This window comes from Chloroflexota bacterium (genome assembly GCA_018829775.1).
GTDB lineage: Bacteria > Chloroflexota > Dehalococcoidia > Dehalococcoidales > RBG-16-60-22 > E44-bin89.
The window spans coordinates 44,116-62,735 of record JAHJTL010000008.1 but is presented as its reverse complement, the minus strand read 5'-3'; the positions used below and the strand labels follow the sequence as shown (position 1 = coordinate 62,735).

The window sequence follows — 18,620 nt, the reverse complement described above, 5'->3', positions numbered from 1 at the left end:
TTCACATTTCTGAAGAGGGTATTGTATAATATTGGGGATTGATTGAAACCTGCTGGTGTAAAGCCGGTCACTTTTTCTCAGACCTCACTGATTGACCCCAGTTATGGAGAAGGGAGTTGCTATGGCTATTGAAAAGGAAAAACTGCTCTGGATGTTTCGAACCATGGTCCGCATCAGGCGGTTCGAGGAACGTGTTGCCCGGGAGTTCGCCGACGGAAATATCCCCGGCAGCGTCCATCTCTACATCGGTGAGGAGGCGGTGGCCACCGGGGCAATTGCTCACCTGAAAAAAGAGGACTACATCATGAGCACCCACCGCGGACACGGGCACCTCATCGCCAAGGGCGGTGAAACCAATAAGATGATGGCGGAACTGTTCGCCAAGAAGACCGGCTACTGTCTGGGCAAGGGAGGTTCCATGCACATCGCCGACCTGGATATCGGTATGCTGGGTGCGGCCGGTATCGTTGGCTCGGGAATCCCCATTGCCACCGGCGCCGGGCTTTCCGCCGTACTGAGAGGTACCGACCAGGTGACCATCTGCTTTTTCGGCGACGGCGCCTCCAACACCGGACGCTTCCACGAAGGAATCAACCTCGCCTCCGTCTGGCACCTGCCGGTCGTCTTCATCTGCGAAAACAACCTCTGGGCGGTTTCCGTGCCCACCAGCATCTCCCTGAATGTACCCAACGTTGCCGATAGAGCCGTCGGCTACGGAATCCCGGGAGTTGTGGTTGACGGCATGGACGTTACAGCGGTCTATGAAACCGCGGGCGAGGCGGTGGCCAGGGCCAGAAATGGACAGGGACCGACCCTTATCGAGGCCAAGACGTACCGTTATCGCGGACACTTTGAGGGAGACTCCGGCACCTACCGCCCCAAAGAGGAGATTGACGAGTGGTTAAAAAGAGACCCGATTAACTCTTACCAGAAGAAGCTGCTTGAGATGAAGTTGCTGACGGAAAAACAGGCTGAAGCCATTGATAAAGAAGCGCTTGCCGAAATGGATGAGGCGGTGAAATTCGCTCTGGAAAGCCCCTTCCCGGAACTGGAAGAGACTCTGGATAACGTTTTTACATAGGAGACAGGAATGAGAGAGATAAATATTCGACAGGCGATTGGTGAAGCCCTCGACGAGGAAATGGCCAGGGACCCTGCGGTATTCATCATCGGGGAAGACGTGGGCCCGATGGGCGGCCTGATGGGTGAAATCGGCGGCCTGTATAAGAAATACGGAATAGACCGGGTCCGGGATACCCCTCTCTCCGAGGCAGCCATTCTCGGTGCCTCAATCGGTGCTGCCATCACCGGGATGAGGCCCATTGCGCGGATGCGATTCGCTGATTTCCTTGGAGTGGCCTGGGATGAAATCATGAACCAGATGACCAAGATGAAGTACATGTTCGGGGGCAAGATAAAAATGCCCCTTACCATGGACGCTCTCACGGGCGCCGGCCGACGTTCCGCCGCCCAGCATTCGCAGAGCATCGAGGGCATGATGATGAGCATCCCGGGGCTGAAGATTGTCCTGCCCTCAAACGCCTACGATGCCAAAGGACTGCTCAAGACCGCCATCAGGGATGACAACCCGGTGATGTTCTTCGAGCACAAGTTCTTGATGTGGGCCGGGCCCAAGAGCGAGGCACCGGAAGAGGAATATCTTATCCCCTTCGGACAGGCGGATATCAAACGGGAAGGAAGCGACATTACGGTAGTCGCCACGGCGGCCATGGTAACACGGGCGCTGAATGCCGCGGAAAAATTGCAGAAGGAAAAGGGCATCAGCCTGGAAGTCATCGACCCGCGCACCATCGTGCCCTTCGACAAGGAGACGGTGCTGAAGTCGGTAGAGAAAACCGGCCGTCTGGTCGTTTTCACCGAGGAATGTAAAACGGGGAGTTTCGCCGAGCATGTGGCGGCCATAGTGGCCGATGAAGGGTTCGACTACCTTGATGCCCCGATAAAGCGGGTTAACGCGCCGGATACACCGGTACCGTACGGGGTGGTTCTGGAGGATTACTGGATACCCAAAGAGGAAAACCTGATAGAGGCCATCAACCAGATACTGTAATTGCTGTCCTGATTGCAGCGCCGATTGTATCTATAGTATCATACTGTGGTTGAATTAAGCGCTATGAAAGGGGAAGGAATCCGCGAATGATTTTGGAGACCTTCCCTTTTCTTTTTGGGTGAATTAACCGCGGCAAATAATATGGTTTGCGCTGATGGTGCCGTCCGTATAATATATATCTAGCAGGCTACAGGAGGTATAGAAGCTATGGCCCACGATGAAAAGCTAATTCAGAAGCTGGCAGAAAAAGCCAGGATTATCCGTAGAGACGCCGTGGAAATGATTAAAGCCGGCGATTCCGGCTGGATAGGCGGCTCGTTTTCGCAGGCGGATATTATCGCCGCGCTGATGTTCCACCAAATGAAGCACGACTCGAAAAACCCCGACTGGGAGGACAGGGACCGGCTCATCGTTTCCAAGGCCCACTGCTGTGAGACGGTCTATGCCGCTTTCGGCGAGGCGGGTTACTTCTCGAAAGAACTATACAAGTCCTACGGCCATATGGGAGCTACCCTGCAGGCGCACACGGAGCGGATTGTGCCCGGGATTGAGTATTCCGGCGGCTCGCTGGGCCAGGGACTGTCCTTTGCCCTTGGCGAAGCACTGGCGGCCCGCATCGATGCTCCCAAGGATTCGTCCGGTCGCCCCGTCCCCCGCTATCGTGTTTACTGCATCATCGGGGATGGAGAGAGCAATGAAGGACAGATATGGGAAGCGGTCATGGCCGCGCTCCACTACAAAGTGGATAACCTGGTTGCCATCCTCGACCACAATAAATTCCAGTCCAGCGGCACGATTGAGGAAAGGATGAACATGATGCCGTGGGTGGACAAGTGGAAAGCTTTCGCCTGGGATACGGCCGAGATTAACGGCCACGACTTCGAAGCCATCCTTACCGCCCTGGAAAACGCGGACAGGGTCAAGGGAAAGCCGCACATTATCATCGCCCACACCACCAAATGCAAGGGAGTGCCTTCTTTCGAGCACAAGAACCTGCACTTCTGCAAACTGTCCGATGAAATGTACGCCGAGGCGCTTGAGGCGCTGAAATAGGCAGTCTCGCACCAACCGTAAAAAGATTTTAGGGAGCGAAAGATGAAACAGAATTATGTGCTGGAACCATTGGGGGAAATGAAAGCAATGTACCAGGCCTACAATGAGGAAATGATAGAACTATCGAAGAAAAACGGTAAGATAGTGCTGCTGTACGGCGACTTCCCCCGCGGCGCCGCCGGTGAGCTGTTCCAGAAAGAACATCCCGACCGCATTTATGACGTCGGCATTGCCGAGGCAAATCTTATTACCACCGCCGCCGGCCTGGCGGGTGGCGGCTACCTGCCGTTCACCCACTGCCACAGCATCTTTGCCGTTGGCCGGGCGTATAACCAGATACGACAAAACGTGGCCTTTGACAAGTTGAATGTCAAAATCGTCCTCTGCAACTCCGGCATGCTGTGGTCTTTTATGGGCGGTTCGCACCAGATTATCGAGGAAATCGCCGCCATGCGCGTCATCCCCAACCTGGTGCTCGTTTCACCGTCCGACCCCATATCGACAAAGAAAATGACCAGGGCAATTGCTGAATACACCGGGCCGGTGGCCCTGCGTATTTCCGCTCCGCCCGTGCCAACCGTATACCGTGATGACTTCCCGTTTGAACTGGGGAAGGCGGTAACCCTGACCGATGGCAGTGATGCCACCATTATTTCCACCGGCATGGTGCTTTCCGACGTGCTGGAAGCCGCCGATACCCTGGCAAAAGAAGGTATCAAGGTACGCCTGCTGGATATGCACACCCTTAAGCCGATTGACGAAGCGGCCATTATCAAGGCCGCCAAAGAGACCGGTGCCATCGTCACCGTGGAAGACAGTAGTATCCTCGGTGGCCTCGGTGGGGCGGTAGCCGAGGTCACGGCAGAGAACGCGCCGGTCCCCGTGAAACGTGTCGGCATTAAAGACCGGTTCGGCCAATCAGGCACCGTGCCAGAACTGAAAGAGGAATACGAATTAACCGCCCGGCATATCGTCCAGGCGGTCAGAGAATCGGTGAAAAAGAAGTAGGCTGAAGTCCCGTCCATTCCAATTGGTAAAGGAGGCGCGATGAAAAAGCTCGGTTTTATCGGTTTGGGCAATATGGGCAAAGGGATGGCTTTGAACCTGGCCAGGGCAGGTTATCCGCTGACTGTCCATGACATCAGGCCCGAGCCAGTTCAGGAACTGGTGCAGGCCGGGGCCAAAGCGGCCGGTTCCCCGCGCGAGGTGGCCGAGAATTCAGAGATAGTTATCACCATGGTGACCTCATCACCACACGTGGAACAGATAATGTTTGGCCCTGACGGCGTCCTCGCCGGGCTGAAAAAGGGCAACATCATTATAGATATGAGCACCATCGACCCGATTGTTACCCGCAAGGTAGTGGCCGCGGCTGCGGAAAAGGGAATCGATATGATGGATGCACCGGTGAGCGGTGCTCCCCCCAAAGCCGCCGACGGCACCCTTTCCATAATGGTGGGTGGGAAAAAAGAAATCTTTGACCAGTGTAAACCAGTACTGGAGGTCATGGGGGAGAAAATCATTCACGTTGGCGAGGTTGGCATGGGTGAGGTGGTCAAGCTGGCCAACAACCTGGCAGCGGCCATCGCCGGCATCGGTGTCTTTGAGGGTTTTCTGTTTGGCGTCAAGCTTGGCGCCGACCCCAGGGTCCTCTATGAGGTGATGAGCGCCAGTTCCGGAAACAGCTGGGTACTGCAGACGAGGGTGCCCTACCCCAATGTTATCCCCCAGAGCCCGGCCAACAACGACTTTGCCCCCGGCTTCACCGCCGACCTGATGGCCAAAGACCTCGGCCTTATCCTATCCGCCGCCGAGGCAACTAAAATTCCGCTGCTGGCCGGCAGCCTTACCCGTCAGCTGGTTGAGGCAGCCCGAGCCGCGGGCTTTGGTAACAAGGACTGGTCCGTGGTAGCCAAAATCATTCAGCAACTGGCTGGAGAAAAAACCTAGCACCACGTGTTTCAATCTCACCGCCGCAGTCAGAGGAGGAAAACGGATGTCCGTACTCATTACCGGCGGCACCGGCGGAATCGGCGTCGGTCTGGCTCATGAACTGATTGCCAGAGGCAAGGACGTTGTTCTTTTTGACATCGCCCCGCAGGTGCAGCGCCTAGCCGATATCAAAGACAGGGTGAAGGTAGTCCAGGGCGACATCAAGGTATGGCCGGAAGTTTTAAACGCCGTAAAAGATAACAACGTTGAGGACATTTTTCACCACGGCTCGATGCTGAGCATACCGTCCGACCTAAATCCATGGAGTGCGTTCCAGGTAAACATCATGGGCTCGATGCACGTGCTGGAAGCAGCCAGACTGTTCGGCGTCAGGCGATTTGTTTTCGCCAGCACGGACGCGACCTATGGACTCGGCACCGGTGCCGTGATTGATGATGAGACGCTGCAGCGACCGATTACCATGTACGGCGCCGGAAAATTATACATCGAGCTCCTGGGCAGGTTTTATCGTCGCAAATTCGGACTGGACTTCCGCGCTGTCCGTTACTGCATGGTGATGCGTCCCGGCGTTAAGATACGCGCCCTACCGGTGTTCATGCTCTGGATGGTCGAGAATGCTGCGCTGGATGAACCGTTCGAATGCTTCGCCGCCGAGGATGTCGCCGTACCTGTTCTCTATTACAAAGATGCTGTCCGGGCAACGATGATGCTCTACGATGCACCGGAAGAACAGATAAAAACGGTCTGTTATAACCTGGCCGGTATCTCACCGACACCTACGGCTGGTGAGCTGGAGAAAACAATCAAGAAATTCATTCCAGATGCCGGTATCACCTATAATCCTGACCCGCTGGTCATGGAGTATTACCGCACCCGGGGAGTGAATACCATCGATGACGCCCGGGCCCGTGAAGAGTTGGGGTGGAAACCGGAGTTCACCGACATTGATAAAGTGGTCGCCGATTTCATTGAAGAGGTGAAAACCAGACCGGATTTCTGGGGTGTCGGCGTGGACAACCGGCATTAATGACGCAAGGCAAAGAGTCCCCCCCCCTTGCTTATGCAAGCGCGGGCCTTTTCTCCGCCCACGGTGCCGCCTGTTCATACGCTGCCGCTGCCCTGAGGAGGGCGGCTTCGCCGTGGTATCGGCCAACGATTTGCACCCCGATGGGCAGCCCCTTTTCCGTCCAGCCGCAGGGCACGGATATCGCCGGATGGCCGGTCATGGTGATGGAATAGGTCAGCATCGCCCAGTCCAGGTAGTGCTCCATCGGCTTGCCGGCAATTTCGGTGGGGAACTTCATCTCGGCATTGAAAGGCGGGATGGGCGCCGTCGGCGTCAGCAGTAAATCATACCTGTCAAAGAACTCTTTCGCCTTCACCCATATCTCGGAACGCTGCCGGTGTGCCCAGGCTATCTCCTGAACCGATAATTTCAGCCCCTGCTCGATATTGCCCGTTACCAGCGGGTTTACCCAGCGCCTGAATTCCGGGTCGTTCCGGTACTTCTCTCCGTACAGGGCGACGAAGCGCACGCCACGCAGGGTCAACGCTGTTTCCTTGGCCCCGCTTAAATCAGGGCAGTCCTCCACCACCTCACAGCCCAGATTGCGGAATACGTCAATCGCCTTACGGGCTTCTTTCAACACCACCGGGTCGACCGGCATCAGGTTCAGGTTATCGCTCCAGGCGATTTTGAGGTTCCTGGCTTCGGGTTTTTGCGCCGCCTGAAGAAACGGGATTGTTTCTTTGGGCAGGGACACCGGGCTTCTACCGTCCGGCCCGGACATCGCGTCCAGAAACAAAGCGGTATCCGGTATGGTGCGGGCAATCGGCCCCTGCACCGATTGGTTATCCCAGTTGAGTTCATTGGGATACTTGGGCACCCGCCCTGGCGAAGGTCGCAACCCGACCACGCCACAGAAACTGGCCGGTTGTCGCAGCGAGCCGCCGAGGTCACTGCCCTGGGCCAGCGGGCCGATTCCTGCAGCAACCGCTGCAGCCGCGCCCCCACTGGAACCCCCGACCGTGAAATCGGTATTCCAGGGATTGCGCGTTATGCCAAACACCTGATTGAAGGTGGAGCCGCCGGCGGCGAATTCAGGCGTATTTGTTTTGCCCACAATGATACCCCCGGCCTCCTTGAGTCGCTCCACAACCAGCGCATCCTCCGAAGGCACCAGGTTCTCATATAGCTTTGAGCCATATGTGGTCCGGATGCCGGCGGTCGGGACAACGTCTTTTATCGACACCGGAAGCCCGGTCAGTAACCCGACCTCACCGCCCTGCATGATGGCCGATTCCGCCTTTCTGGCCGCCTCCAGCGCCATTTCCGGCACGAGCGTGCAGTAGGCGTTAATAACCGGGTTAACTTTATCGATTCGCGCCAGAAATGCCTGCATCAATTCCACCGGAGAAATGGCCTTTTTCCGGAGCATCTCCCTCAGCTCCACCGCCGGCGTAAAGCACAGGTCCTCAGTGCTCAGGTTGCCTTTTGCTGTCATATTTCAGTTCTCCCTTCTGCTTACATTGAAGTCCGTTTGCCTTCCCACTTCCTCTCCTTGAGCCATTGTTTCCGGTCCGAGTAGAAGTTTTCCCACTCCACATAGCCAACGGGCAGACTGATGCCGCCATCAACCAGCAAGGTGGTGCCGGTGACCATCCGGGCCCGCTCTGATGCCAGAAAGACCACCGCATCCGCCTGGTCCTCAGGATAGGTGAAGTCCTGCATGGGCGTTGACTGGAGCGTCCTCTGTTTTACTTCCGGTGATATCCGGTTCAAGACCACCTCGGTCATGGTGGGGCCGGGACAGACGACGTTGACGTTTATCTTGGAGGGGCCAAGCTCAAAAGCGCAGTGGCGGGTGAAGCCGATGACGCCGGCTTTGGCGGCGCTGTAGGCGATGCTTCCGTAAAGGGTCATCCGCAGGCCGGCGAGAGAGGAGATGTTGACGATTTTCCCCCCGCCTCTCTTTTTCATGACCTCGGCCACGATTTTGGTGCAGTGGAAAAGCCCCTTCATATTGATATCCATCATCCAGTCCCACTCCGATACCGGCATATCCTCCAGTAAAAAGGCGTGGTCGCCGCCAACGTTGTTCACCAGAATGTCGATTCCGCCCAACGCCGCAACGATGCGGTCGACCATTTCCTTGACCTCGGCTTCCTTCGTCACGTCTGCGCTGAAGGCCATCGCCTTCTGTCCCAGTGCTTCCACCTCCTTAGCCGTCTCGTCAGCCGACTGCAAGTCGGTCAGGGCGACGTCAGCCCCTTCCTTGGCCAGTGCCAGACAAATGGCTTTGCCCAGCCCACGACCGCCGCCGGTAACCAGCGCTACCTTGCCCGTTATTCCTGAATACATTGGTTTGGACATAGTGAGTTTCTCCTCTCTTTTCAAGGGATTTTCGAACTCAGTACCGTGGCTATCTTAATAATTATCGCGGCTGGCTGTCAATTCAAGGCAATCAGCAACGGGAAGCCAGTTCTAAATCTGTACCTTTAATCCGTCAACCGCTTAGAACATGGCGATGGAAAAGCCGCCGTCCACGGGAAGCGCCACACCGGTTACGAAGCCAGATGCCCGGCTGGCCAGGAAAACGGCCGTACCAGCAAGGTCATCCGGTTTACCCCAGCGATCCGCCGGCGTGCGTGTGGTAACTCGCTCTTCCAGTTCCGGTATGTCCTTTCTTGCCAGCCTGGTCAGGTCAGTATCGATGAAACCGGGAAGGATAGCGTTTACCTGGATGTTGTCCCGTGCCCAGGCGTTTGCCAGACAGCGTCCCAGCTGCACTATGCCCCCCTTGCTGGTCGCATAGAGCGTTACCTTTGCCGCGCCGAAGATGGAGGTCATGGAGCCGATGTTGATAATCTTGCCGCCGCCGGCGGCTTTCATCGCCGGGTAGACGGCCTGCGAACAGAGAAAAGCGCTGCGCAGATTGACATCCAGCACCTCTTCCCACTCATCCACCACATAGTCCTGCGGGAGCTTGCGGATATTGGTGCCGGCATTGTTGACCAGAATATCGATTCTCCCAAAGGCATCCAGTACCTTTTTCGCCATGTCTTTAACCTGTTTTTCTTCCTTGACGTCCACCTTCACACCAATCGCCTTCACGCCGAATTCATCCTGGAGCCCTTTCACCGCATCGGCCGTTTTGGCTTCATTGCGGGCGGCGATAGCCAGATTGGCGCCTGCTGAGGCCAGCCCGCGCGCTATCCCCAGACCGATGCCCCCGTTTCCGCCGGTGACAATGGCCACCCTGCCCTTTAAGTCGAAAAGGTCTTTCATCTCTCTCCCCTTTCATCACTATAATGTCTATGTATTCTATACTATTTCTGGGGCTCGATGATAACTTTGATAGAAGCGCCGGCTTCGGCAACAAGCTGGAAACCCCGAACTGCCTCCGCTAAAGCCAGCCGATGGGTAATCATCTGCCGTACCGGGATAGTACCGGCTCGAATTATATCCAGGGCTGTCTGGTAGTCATGAGGGCTGGCACCATAGCTGGTGGTCAGCGTGACATCGGTACGCCAGAAAACCTCATTCAATGAGATTGGAATGGAAACGCCGGGGTCTGTGGGTGCAAAGAGCAGAACCCTTCCCCCACGCTCCACCGACTGTAATGCCTGGGAAATGGCCGTCGTGGCTCCAGCGCAGACTATCACCAAATCGGCCAGACAGCCATCGTTGACCTCACGCAGTCGGGCAGGTGAGTATTTCTGAGCATGCAGGGCGACATCAGCCCCGAATCGCTTGGCTGCGTCCAGCCGGAACTGGTTAATGTCCGTTGCTATTACCCGCCTTGCACCCAGAGTCCGGGCTAACTGCAAGTGAAGCAACCCGGCAATGCCGCTGCCGATAATGAGCACGCTATCGCCCGGCTGCATGTTTGCCACCCTCTGCCCACGAAGTATACAGGCTAACGGCTCAATAAAGGTCGCCTCTTCATAAGACATCTGTTCGGGCAACGGAAAGACACCGCGGTCAACATTAATAGCCGGCAGGCGTACGTATTCCGCAAAGCCTCCAGGCTCAAAGTTCGTTTTCCGCAGGGTATCACACATGGTGTGGTGGCCCCTGAGGCAGTAATAACAGGTATTGCAGGGGACGTGGTGGGCGGCCGATACACGGTCCCCTTCCCTATAGTTCTCTACCCCTTTCCCCACCTCCACAACCTGCCCACCGATTTCATGGCCAAGCACCAGCGGCGCTTTATCCCGCCGATACCACTCCATGACATCGCTGCCGCAGATGCCGCTGGCTTCCACCCTTACGAGCAATTCACCGGGGCCTATCTGCGGGACGGGCATTTCCTCAACGCGCACATCACGGTTGTTATACCACATGGCCACGTGCATGTTCCTTCTACCTTTGTCGGTCATGACTTCTTCGCCTGGCTGTTCTTCTCGCTATCGTATATTTCCTGAGCTTCTTTTGGAGTCGCATTTTGATGAATAATGGCACGTATGGCCTTTATCATGGCTACCGGGAAATCGTTCTGCCATACATTCCGCCCCAGATTCACCCCGATGGAGCCATTCTGCATACCGTCGTGGACAAACTCAAATATCTCCAGCTCGGTATCAACCTGTGGCCCACCGGCCATGACTACCGGCACCGGACAGCCCCCGGTTACCTTGGCGAAGTCCTCGCACCAGTAGGTTTTCACCACGCGTGCGCCCAGCTCAGCCGCAATGCGGCAGGCGAGAGCGAGATAGCGAGCGTCCCGCTTTTCCAGCTCTTTTCCCACCGCGGTAACCGCCATCACCGGAATGCCGTATCGCTCCCCGTCATCAACGAGCTTGGCCAGGTTCAACAACGATTCCTTCTCATAATCGGAGCCAACGAATACGGAAATGCCCACGGCGGAAGCATTGAGGCGGATGGCTTCTTCCAGCGACGTCGTAATCCCTTCATTGGCCAGGTCTTTCCCCACCACACTGGTGCCCCCGGATACCCGCAGGATGACCGGTTTGCTGTTGTCCGGGTCCACTGATGCGCGCAGGACGCCTCTGGTGATAAAGAGCGCATCCACATACGGTAGCAGCGGTTCAATAGTCCTGCGCGGTTCCTCCAGCTTCCTGGTCGGACCCTGAAAGTATCCGTGGTCAACGGGCAAGAAAAGCGCATGACCATCCGGCTGAATTAACTGTGCCAAACGGTTTGCCATTCCCCACTCCATTTCACATCCTCCTTTCCATTTCGACGATTCAACGTCTATAATTTATTGAACAGATACTTATTTGTCAACTGATAAGCAGGTTTGACAAGCATGGGTAAAGAAATTACCATTACATTTGGCACATCGAAAAATAGCAAAGGAGTAGCAGTATGAGCACAATTGCATTGATGGGTGCGGGCGGTAAGATGGGTCTGCGCATCGTCAGGAACTTAAAAGATAATGCAGACCATAAAACACTGTACGTTGAGATAAGCGATGCCGGCAAAGCCAGCCTGGCGGAACTCGGCCTTTCGGCCACGCCGCAGGACGAGGCACTCCAGCAGGCCGACGTCGTTATCCTGGCCCTGCCGGATAAGCTCATCGGCAGGATATGCAGTGATATCGTCCCCAAACTCAGAAGCGGCACCATGGTCATGGGGCTGGACCCGGCGGCGGGATATGCCGGCGTACTGCCGGAGCGAGAAGACATATCCTATTTCATCAGCCATCCCTGCCACCCACCGATGTTTGGCGAGGAAACAGATATCGAGGCACAGCGCGACTGGTTTGGCGGCGTCAAAGCGCAACAGAACATCGTCTGTTCACTGCACCACGGCCCGGATGAAGGCTACGCCAAGGGAGAAGCCATCGCCCGAACCATCTTCGCCCCGGTTCTGAGAGCGCATCGAGTCACCACCGAGCAGATGGCAGTTCTGGAACCGGCGCTGGTGGAAACTTTAGCTTTGACCTGCTTCATGGTTATCCGGGAAGCTATGGAAGAGGTAATCAAAATGGGCCTTCCCCAGCAGGCGGTCCTGGACTTTCTGCTCGGTCATATCCGCACCACGGTGGCCATCGTCTGGGATTTTGCCGGCGCGCCGGTTTCCGACGGGGCCAAACTGGCGGCCACCAAAGCCAGGGGGCAGATTTTCCAGCCCGACTGGAAAAAGATACTGAAAATCGAAAACGTCAGGCAGAGCGTCAGGGAGATTACGGGAGAGATAGCTTAATAACAAGCGGTTAGGCAACCGCTGGTCGATATAAATTACCGATACCGTGAGCGATAGCTCTTGGGCAGTCTCTTGAAATAAGTGAATGCTCCCTTTAAAGTTCGCCTTACTTCTCTCGGTCCGAAAATCAGTTGCCTCAGCTTCATCAGCATATATCGGGGCCGCAGGTAGTACTCACGGTTAGCCCGCAAGCAGAACGCCTCTACCTTTTCTGCTGGAAGTCCGGGCATATTGAGCACGCTGCGGTACATACCGCCTTCATCTGCCCAGTCGGAAAAATTATCGGAAGTAAGGTAGCCATTTTCTTTTGCCCACCGGTAGGCTTCCGTTCCCGGATAGACGAGCAGCGGGAAAAACTGCATCGTATCGCAGTTCAACTCCTCGGCCAGTTCCAGGCTCTTCTCCATCGTCTCGGCTGTCTCTCCAGGATTGCCGATGATGAAGCAGCCGTGAACCAGCAGGCCGGCTTTCCTGGTATCGTGCACGAATTGCTTAATCTGCGCCACCGTTATCCCTTTCTGCATCCGGTTCAGGGATTCCTGGTCGGCGCTTTCAAAGCCGACGGTGACCAGTCGGCAGCCAGCTTTCTTCATCCACCGCATCGTCTCCAGCTTCAGGTTGACCCGCACGTTGCAGTACCACTTTATCTTTATCTCTCGTTCAATGATGAGACGGCATATCTCCTTCGCCCTTTCCTGGTCGACGGTGAATGTGTCGTCTTCAATGCCGATTTCCCGTACCTCGGGTAGGTTTTCCGCGATCCACTGAAACTCATCGACCACACTGGCGGCGCTGCGCGGTCGGTACTTACGGCTGTGAAAAGTCTGTGGATAGACGCAGAAAAAGCACTTGTAAGGGCAACCGCGGCCGGTGATGAGCATGACCATCGGGTAGTTGGCCGCCGCGAAATAATAGTCGCGAACATTCAGGTGTCGTTTGTAGATCTCGCTGACAAAGGGAAGCTCGTCCACGTTCTCAATGAGTGTTCGCGGCTTGTTTTGAATGAGCTGATTGCCTTCCCTGAAGACAAGACCGTCTACAGTTCTCAAGTCCTCCCCTCTCTCCAGACAGAGAGCAAGGTCGCGTATGGTATAGTCATACTCACCAACGGCGACGGCATTCACCTTTTCACTCAGCTTCAGCGTCTCCTCGGGCAGTGCTGAGGGGTGCGTGCCCACGAGGATAACGAACGAGGTGGGAAAGTTTTCCTTGAGCTGTTCCGCTACTTTTACATCGCTGTAAATACTCGGCGTACTGGTATCGACCACAATAAGCTGCGGCGGTTGCTTTTTTGCCTGCCCAATAACATCATTAACGTCGAGTCCCCGCGCCGGCGCGTCAATGAGTTGGACCTGAAAGCCATTTTGCTCAAGGACTCCGGTGGCATAGGCGAGCCAGAATGGGTAATATATGGTCCCGCCCAGGGTAACCGCAGGGCTCCGTGACGTTCTGGAGAATCTTCCCTTGAAAGGAGGATTCATCATCAGGACATTCATTTCGGCGGTTCCCCTGCCGGCTTCGGCATTTTTCGCGGTATAAATACCTCTTTCCAGAAACCGATGGTATAGCAGAGATGCTCAAGAATAAAGACGACCGGAATGGTAACCAGATATTTTAAATCTTTCTTTTTAATAGTAAAATACAGCCCATGCAGCCCTACTATGACCAGATAGAAGCCGATGATGGTCGTCAGAATCCAGCGGCTGGCGAGCAGTGTCAGCAAAAGCAGAGGGGCCAGCAGTGGAGGAATCACCGGCCAGTCCCACACCCCGCATTCTTTCCTCCAGCCTCCGTAGCGATACATATTCTTGGCGAACTCCTTCAAACCCCGGCTGTGGTCGTGAAGGACAGCGGCATCGCTGACGTAACGCAGCCTACCAGACTTCAGCAGCCTGGCGTTCAGCTCCGTCTCATCAGCGCCGGACAAATTCGGGTCAAAGCCGCCCGCCCTTAAAAGGTCGCTCTTGCGGTACATGCTGTTGCAGCCGCTGATGCTTTTTACAAAGCGGTCGGAAAAGGAAGCTCCGCCCTGCACGGAACGGCCGCTGCCCAGAAAAGTGGCGAAGGCAAGGTTAATGGAATTGGTCCATATTCCCTGTCCAATATTCTGTATTCCACCGCCAACGCCGACAACGCCTTCGTCAAAACCGCCAACGAGATTTTTCAGCCAGTCCCTGCCGGGAATGCTGTCGCCATCGGTGAAAGCGAGATATTCACCTTCGGCGTGCTCCACGCCAATCTGTCGGGCGGCCCCGGCAGCCCCGTAGTCCTGATAAAAAACCTTCACCGGATAATTTTGCGCTCGTTCTGCGGTGCCATCTGTGGAGCGCCCGTCAACCACAATCACCTCGTACGGCATGAGCGACTGGGCAAAAACCGCCTTCAGGCACTGCTTTATCTTTCCGGACACGTTCTTCACCGGGATGATAACGGATATCTTTGCTGACTTCTGAGCTGTCAATGGAATCGTCCTGTTTATTTAAACTTATGACACCGGCGTTTTATCTGGCCCATTTATTTTACCATTATAACCCAGACCGAATACGAAAATCATGAGTATGCATTGATATCCGTCCCTGACGACCATCAAAATCAACCATTATCATGCTCACGATTATATTGTTGTTGTAAAAACAAATCATTTCACGCCGATATCATACATTGGTCACAGGTAAAAAGTTATCGATGTCAGTATCGGAGCAGACAGAAGACCATTCTATTTGTATTAGCGCATCTAGTTATATAAAATGCCTTTTTGTCCAATATATAACCCGATTTCGCCTGAAGTATTCTCAAGATAATAACAATAGCCTTGACATTTATATATTTAAAATTTAAAATATAATGTCGATAAAGCGAGAAAACAATAATGGGGATGTGGTAGAAATGAAAAAGGCTGATATCAGAAAATGGGCTAAGCTGGCCGTAATTCTTGCCATCTTTGCCACTCTGCTACTGCTGCCAAAACCAAGTCAGCTTCAGGTGGCCTACGGTCAGGGTTACGGGTATGGCGAACCGCCACCGCCGACCACCGGAGGAGGTACTGGTGGGGTAACTACTTCAGGAGGAGTATTTACCAAGGAAACCACTTTCGAATCGGATGATGGGAATCTCACTCTCACGATTCCCAAAGGTACCGTCGGTCAGACCAGGGCCGGTGACCCGCTGGCCGAAGTACGCATAACTAGAGTTCACCCTCAGGCACCACCGCCAGATATGAGCTTCATCGGTTTAAACTATGACCTTGAACCGGATGGGGCCATCTTTGACCCATATATCGTGGTCACTTTCGTCTATAACCCCGACTGGATACCAAGCGGACTGGGCCCGGAAAGCCTCACATTGGGTTACTATGACCAGGATACACAGCAGTGGGTGATGCTTGATGCCGAAAATATAACAATTGACCCAGTGACCAATACCATCACGGCCGAGATAAGCCACTTCACCTACTACAGTGTCATGGCCCATACGGCACCGTCGGAATTTACCATCAGCGGCCTGACCATCTCACCGACTGCAATCGAAGTAGCTGAACAATCGACCATCAGTGCGGTTGTCGCCAATACAGGCGATATTTCCGGCAATACCAAGGTAACGCTCAAGATAAATGGCGTGGCTGTTTCCAGCAAGATCATCAAGCTGGCTGGCCATGAATCCGAGACTGTGTCCTTTATCACCATTCAGGGTAAGCCGGGCAGCTACAAGGTAGATATCAATGGACTCTCCGGAACATTTACCGTCAATCCGGTAGCAGTCAAGCCTGTAGTGATAACGTCAACAGTACCCTCGATAACGGCTCCGGCAGTGGAATACCCGGCGCCCACCGCTCCGGTACCACCAGCTGTACCCGCCCCGGTTCCCACACCGACGCCCTGGGTGGCAATTATCATCTCCCTGGTGGCAACCGTCACTGTTGCCGTTATTATCGTCTGGTACTATGGTTTCCGCACTCAATACTAATGTAACCTCGGTAGTTGGCTGAAGTAACTATTCCCGGGTAATTTTCCCGGGAATAGTTTTTTATATCAGAGCTGATAGCTTATAATGGAAAAAAGAAGTACACCATTAAAATGCAGACTTTAATAATGAAGATTAGCTCTGGTTTGTCCGCAAAGCTAGGAGGTTGAAGTAATGCATAAAGGGTTGCTGGTCTGGAATATCACATTAACCATAGTGCTGGTAGGTGGACTGCTGGCCGGTTATTTTTATATTAAGAATTACAATACCTGCACCGAGGAGGAACTTTCTACGTTACGCCAACATGTTGATGAACTGACTGTGGTAATGGCACAGCAGTCAGAAGTTATTAACGAGCATGCACAGATAATCAACGGACGCATGGAAAGCATGAATGAAGAGGTCGCGGCCGCCATCGAGAAAAACGATAAGCTGATTCGGGAAATGAATGGACTGATAAAAGAATATCAGCAGGTTATCAACACGAGCGCAACGTATTTTGATGAAATTCTGGACAACCTGAAAAAACTTTCGCGCACCATGCCTGAGGAACCAATTTCTTAACCAGTTTTTTTCAACCAAGCATACAGCCAGGGACTGCCATAGTAAATCTCCGGCTTGACATCCCACTCCACAATATCGAAACCGCTCAGCATTTTCCTGGCCTCATTTTCGGTATAAAGGGCATAAAAACGGGGTTTTCCAGGATAACTCACCGCCTGTTGACCAGTGTCAATCTCCTCCCCCTCGCCCAGCTTCAGGCTGCAGAAAAAGACACCTTGAGCCATTAAAACATGTCTTATACCATTGATGACCAGACCGATATCCCGCTTGGGGATATGGTACAAGCAATGCGCCGCCCATACGCCTCCAAAACTTTGCGGCTTGAAATTCAACCAGCGCATATCCATGTGACATAGCGGTACTTCAGGAAAGTTATGCCGGGTTAACGACAGCATACTTTGGGATAGGTCAACGCCATAAATATTCAACCTTTTTGCCCGGAAATAACCGAGGTCATGCCCAAAGCCGCAGCCCTCATCCAATACTCGGACCTGTGGAGACGGCAGTAAGGACACAAACCTGTCTATCGCCGTCTTATGGTAGGCCTCTGACCCTCCCAGGTAAGGGTTTTTGAGGCGACGCATGTAGTCCCCGGCAATCTCGTCATAAGTCTTTCGGGTAATATCAACCGCATCCCGCTTTCCAGATTTATCTGACACACCAAAACCTCAACAACAATTTCTCTCTGCTAGGCCTGCCACCTTACCATCTTCATCTTATTGACTTGTTACATCGTGTGTTACAAGATAAGCATTGCGTCGCCAAAGCTGTAGAATCGATTTCCTGCATTGATTGCTTCCCGATAGGCGTTATCGATAAGTTTTTTACCGGCAAAGGCGGTCACCAGCATCAAAAGTGTGGAACGGGGCAGGTGATAATTGGTGAGCAGCGCATCGACCATGCGGAACCGGTGGCCGGGCAGGATGTACAGGCTGACCCAGTCGGCAAACGGCTGAATTTGCTCCGGTTGATAAAGCTGTGCCACCTGCTCCAGAATCCGAACCGTAGTAGTGCCAACGCAGATAACCCTTCTTCCCTGCCGCTTCGCCTCGGATAGTTCGCCTGCCACTTCCTTACTGACTATACCGTACTCGCGGTGGATATGATGTTTCCCTGGGTCTTCTTCCCTTACCGGGCTGAAGGTATCCAGACCGATGTGCAGACAGATAAAGAGAAGTCGCACTCCTTTCTTCTCCAGCCTGTCGAGCAACTCCGGCGTAAAGTGCAGGCCGGCGGTGGGTGCGGCCACACTGCCCGCCACCCGGGCATACACCGTCTGATAGCGCTCGGGGTGGGAGAGTGGGGTATTGATATACGGCGGCAGTGGTACTTTACCCAGTTCGGACAGCACCGTTTCATCGGAGAACCTGATAACCTTTATACCTCCCTCATCCTGGTCAACCACCTCCGCCATTATAGTTGGAGAAGCGTTCTCCTCCTTTTCATCCCCTATCGATAGCCAGCTGCCGATGCGAAGTCGTTTACCTCTCCGGACCAGCGCTTCCCAGATGCCTTCCTCCAGCCGACGCAGCAGCAATATTTCCACGCGTCCACCGCTATCCACTTTACGACCGTAGAGCCGGGCCGGTATTACAAGGCTTTCATTGAAAACGAGAACGTCGCCGGCACGGAGGTAATCAACGATGTCATAAAAGCGGCGATGTTCTATCGAGTCGTCAGCGCGGTTCACCACCATCAGGCGGGAGTTATCTCTGGGTTCAACCGGCGTCTGCGCGATGAGTTCTTGAGGGAGCACGTAGTCGAAATCGCTCGTTTTCATACCGATGGGATTCTAACAAAGGATATTCCAGTAACATCGTACTGCAGTGGCTAGAAAAAAGCGAGAAG

At 54.2% G+C, this 18,620-nt stretch carries 18 protein-coding genes; 9 read left to right on the top strand and 9 right to left on the bottom strand.

Annotation, left to right across the window (positions count from 1 at the left end; genetic code table 11):
- Nucleotides 1–121: 121 nt before the first annotated feature.
- The 6 genes from KKD83_01160 to KKD83_01135 all read left to right on the top strand — a co-directional run bounded on the left by KKD83_01160 (nucleotide 122) and on the right by KKD83_01135 (nucleotide 6,104).
- Nucleotides 122–1,081: a thiamine pyrophosphate-dependent dehydrogenase E1 component subunit alpha gene (locus KKD83_01160; GenBank protein MBU2534762.1), complete on the top strand. Its 960-nt coding sequence runs from the start codon at nucleotides 122–124 to the stop codon at nucleotides 1,079–1,081.
- A gap of 9 nt (nucleotides 1,082–1,090) precedes the next feature.
- Nucleotides 1,091–2,071 (top strand): alpha-ketoacid dehydrogenase subunit beta, encoded by a 981-nt coding sequence (locus KKD83_01155; protein ID MBU2534761.1) that lies wholly within the window; start codon nucleotides 1,091–1,093, stop codon nucleotides 2,069–2,071.
- A 207-nt stretch (nucleotides 2,072–2,278) separates the two neighbouring features.
- Nucleotides 2,279–3,124 carry a transketolase gene (locus KKD83_01150; protein MBU2534760.1) on the top strand — a complete coding sequence of 282 codons (846 nt, stop codon included), beginning with the start codon at nucleotides 2,279–2,281 and terminating at the stop codon, nucleotides 3,122–3,124.
- A gap of 78 nt (nucleotides 3,125–3,202) precedes the next feature.
- Nucleotides 3,203–4,132 carry a transketolase family protein gene (locus KKD83_01145; protein MBU2534759.1) on the top strand — a complete coding sequence of 310 codons (930 nt, stop codon included), beginning with the start codon at nucleotides 3,203–3,205 and terminating at the stop codon, nucleotides 4,130–4,132.
- A 39-nt stretch (nucleotides 4,133–4,171) separates the two neighbouring features.
- Nucleotides 4,172–5,074, top strand: a complete 903-nt coding sequence (gene mmsB / locus KKD83_01140; GenBank protein MBU2534758.1) for a 3-hydroxyisobutyrate dehydrogenase — start codon at nucleotides 4,172–4,174, stop codon at nucleotides 5,072–5,074.
- A gap of 46 nt (nucleotides 5,075–5,120) precedes the next feature.
- Nucleotides 5,121–6,104, top strand: coding sequence for an SDR family NAD(P)-dependent oxidoreductase (locus KKD83_01135; protein MBU2534757.1), 984 nt, complete (start codon nucleotides 5,121–5,123; stop codon nucleotides 6,102–6,104).
- 31 nt (nucleotides 6,105–6,135) lie between these two features.
- Here the strand turns inward: KKD83_01135 and KKD83_01130 are convergent, their stop codons facing one another.
- The 5 genes from KKD83_01130 to lsrF form a co-directional block, all read right to left on the bottom strand.
- A complete protein-coding gene (locus KKD83_01130) occupies nucleotides 6,136–7,581 on the bottom strand; it encodes an amidase (GenBank protein ID MBU2534756.1) in 1,446 nt (481 codons plus the stop codon).
- Between the two features lie 20 nt (nucleotides 7,582–7,601).
- Nucleotides 7,602–8,450, bottom strand: a complete 849-nt coding sequence (locus KKD83_01125) for an SDR family oxidoreductase (protein ID MBU2534755.1) — start codon at nucleotides 8,448–8,450, stop codon at nucleotides 7,602–7,604.
- A 141-nt stretch (nucleotides 8,451–8,591) separates the two neighbouring features.
- A complete protein-coding gene (locus tag KKD83_01120) occupies nucleotides 8,592–9,365 on the bottom strand; it encodes a glucose 1-dehydrogenase (GenBank protein ID MBU2534754.1) in 774 nt (257 codons plus the stop codon).
- A gap of 41 nt (nucleotides 9,366–9,406) precedes the next feature.
- Nucleotides 9,407–10,435 (bottom strand): zinc-dependent dehydrogenase, encoded by a 1,029-nt coding sequence (locus KKD83_01115; GenBank protein ID MBU2534753.1) that lies wholly within the window; start codon nucleotides 10,433–10,435, stop codon nucleotides 9,407–9,409.
- A gap of 20 nt (nucleotides 10,436–10,455) precedes the next feature.
- Nucleotides 10,456–11,259, bottom strand: coding sequence for a 3-hydroxy-5-phosphonooxypentane-2,4-dione thiolase (gene lsrF, locus KKD83_01110; GenBank protein MBU2534752.1), 804 nt, complete (start codon nucleotides 11,257–11,259; stop codon nucleotides 10,456–10,458).
- Nucleotides 11,260–11,408: 149 nt separating this feature from the next.
- Between lsrF and KKD83_01105 the strand changes: the two genes are divergently transcribed.
- Nucleotides 11,409–12,248, top strand: coding sequence for a semialdehyde dehydrogenase (locus KKD83_01105; GenBank protein MBU2534751.1), 840 nt, complete (start codon nucleotides 11,409–11,411; stop codon nucleotides 12,246–12,248).
- A 35-nt stretch (nucleotides 12,249–12,283) separates the two neighbouring features.
- Here KKD83_01105 and KKD83_01100 read toward each other — a convergent pair whose 3' ends face one another.
- Together KKD83_01100 and KKD83_01095 are read right to left on the bottom strand one after the other, a co-directional pair.
- Complete coding sequence (locus tag KKD83_01100) at nucleotides 12,284–13,744, bottom strand: B12-binding domain-containing radical SAM protein (GenBank protein ID MBU2534750.1); 1,461 nt, start codon at nucleotides 13,742–13,744, stop codon at nucleotides 12,284–12,286.
- On the bottom strand, nucleotides 13,741–14,709 hold the full coding sequence (locus KKD83_01095; GenBank protein ID MBU2534749.1) for a glycosyltransferase: 969 nt from the start codon (nucleotides 14,707–14,709) through the stop codon (nucleotides 13,741–13,743). Before KKD83_01095 ends, KKD83_01100 begins: the two co-directional genes overlap by 4 nt.
- 425 nt (nucleotides 14,710–15,134) lie before the next feature.
- Here KKD83_01095 and KKD83_01090 point away from each other — a divergent pair, with 425 nt between their 5' ends.
- Together KKD83_01090 and KKD83_01085 are read left to right on the top strand one after the other, a co-directional pair.
- Nucleotides 15,135–16,211 carry a hypothetical protein gene (locus KKD83_01090; GenBank protein ID MBU2534748.1) on the top strand — a complete coding sequence of 359 codons (1,077 nt, stop codon included), beginning with the start codon at nucleotides 15,135–15,137 and terminating at the stop codon, nucleotides 16,209–16,211.
- 171 nt (nucleotides 16,212–16,382) lie between these two features.
- The gene (locus KKD83_01085) at nucleotides 16,383–16,772 is read left to right on the top strand and encodes a hypothetical protein (protein ID MBU2534747.1); all 390 of its coding nucleotides are present in this window, start codon (nucleotides 16,383–16,385) and stop codon (nucleotides 16,770–16,772) included.
- On the opposite strand, the gene KKD83_01080 is transcribed toward KKD83_01085, so the two are convergent.
- Nucleotides 16,769–17,431, bottom strand: a complete 663-nt coding sequence (locus tag KKD83_01080; protein ID MBU2534746.1) for a class I SAM-dependent methyltransferase — start codon at nucleotides 17,429–17,431, stop codon at nucleotides 16,769–16,771. The two genes, KKD83_01085 and KKD83_01080, sit on opposite strands and share 4 nt — an antisense overlap.
- A gap of 80 nt (nucleotides 17,432–17,511) precedes the next feature.
- On the bottom strand, nucleotides 17,512–18,552 hold the full coding sequence (gene queA / locus KKD83_01075) for a tRNA preQ1(34) S-adenosylmethionine ribosyltransferase-isomerase QueA (protein ID MBU2534745.1): 1,041 nt from the start codon (nucleotides 18,550–18,552) through the stop codon (nucleotides 17,512–17,514).
- Between the last annotated feature and the right edge of the window lie 68 nt (nucleotides 18,553–18,620).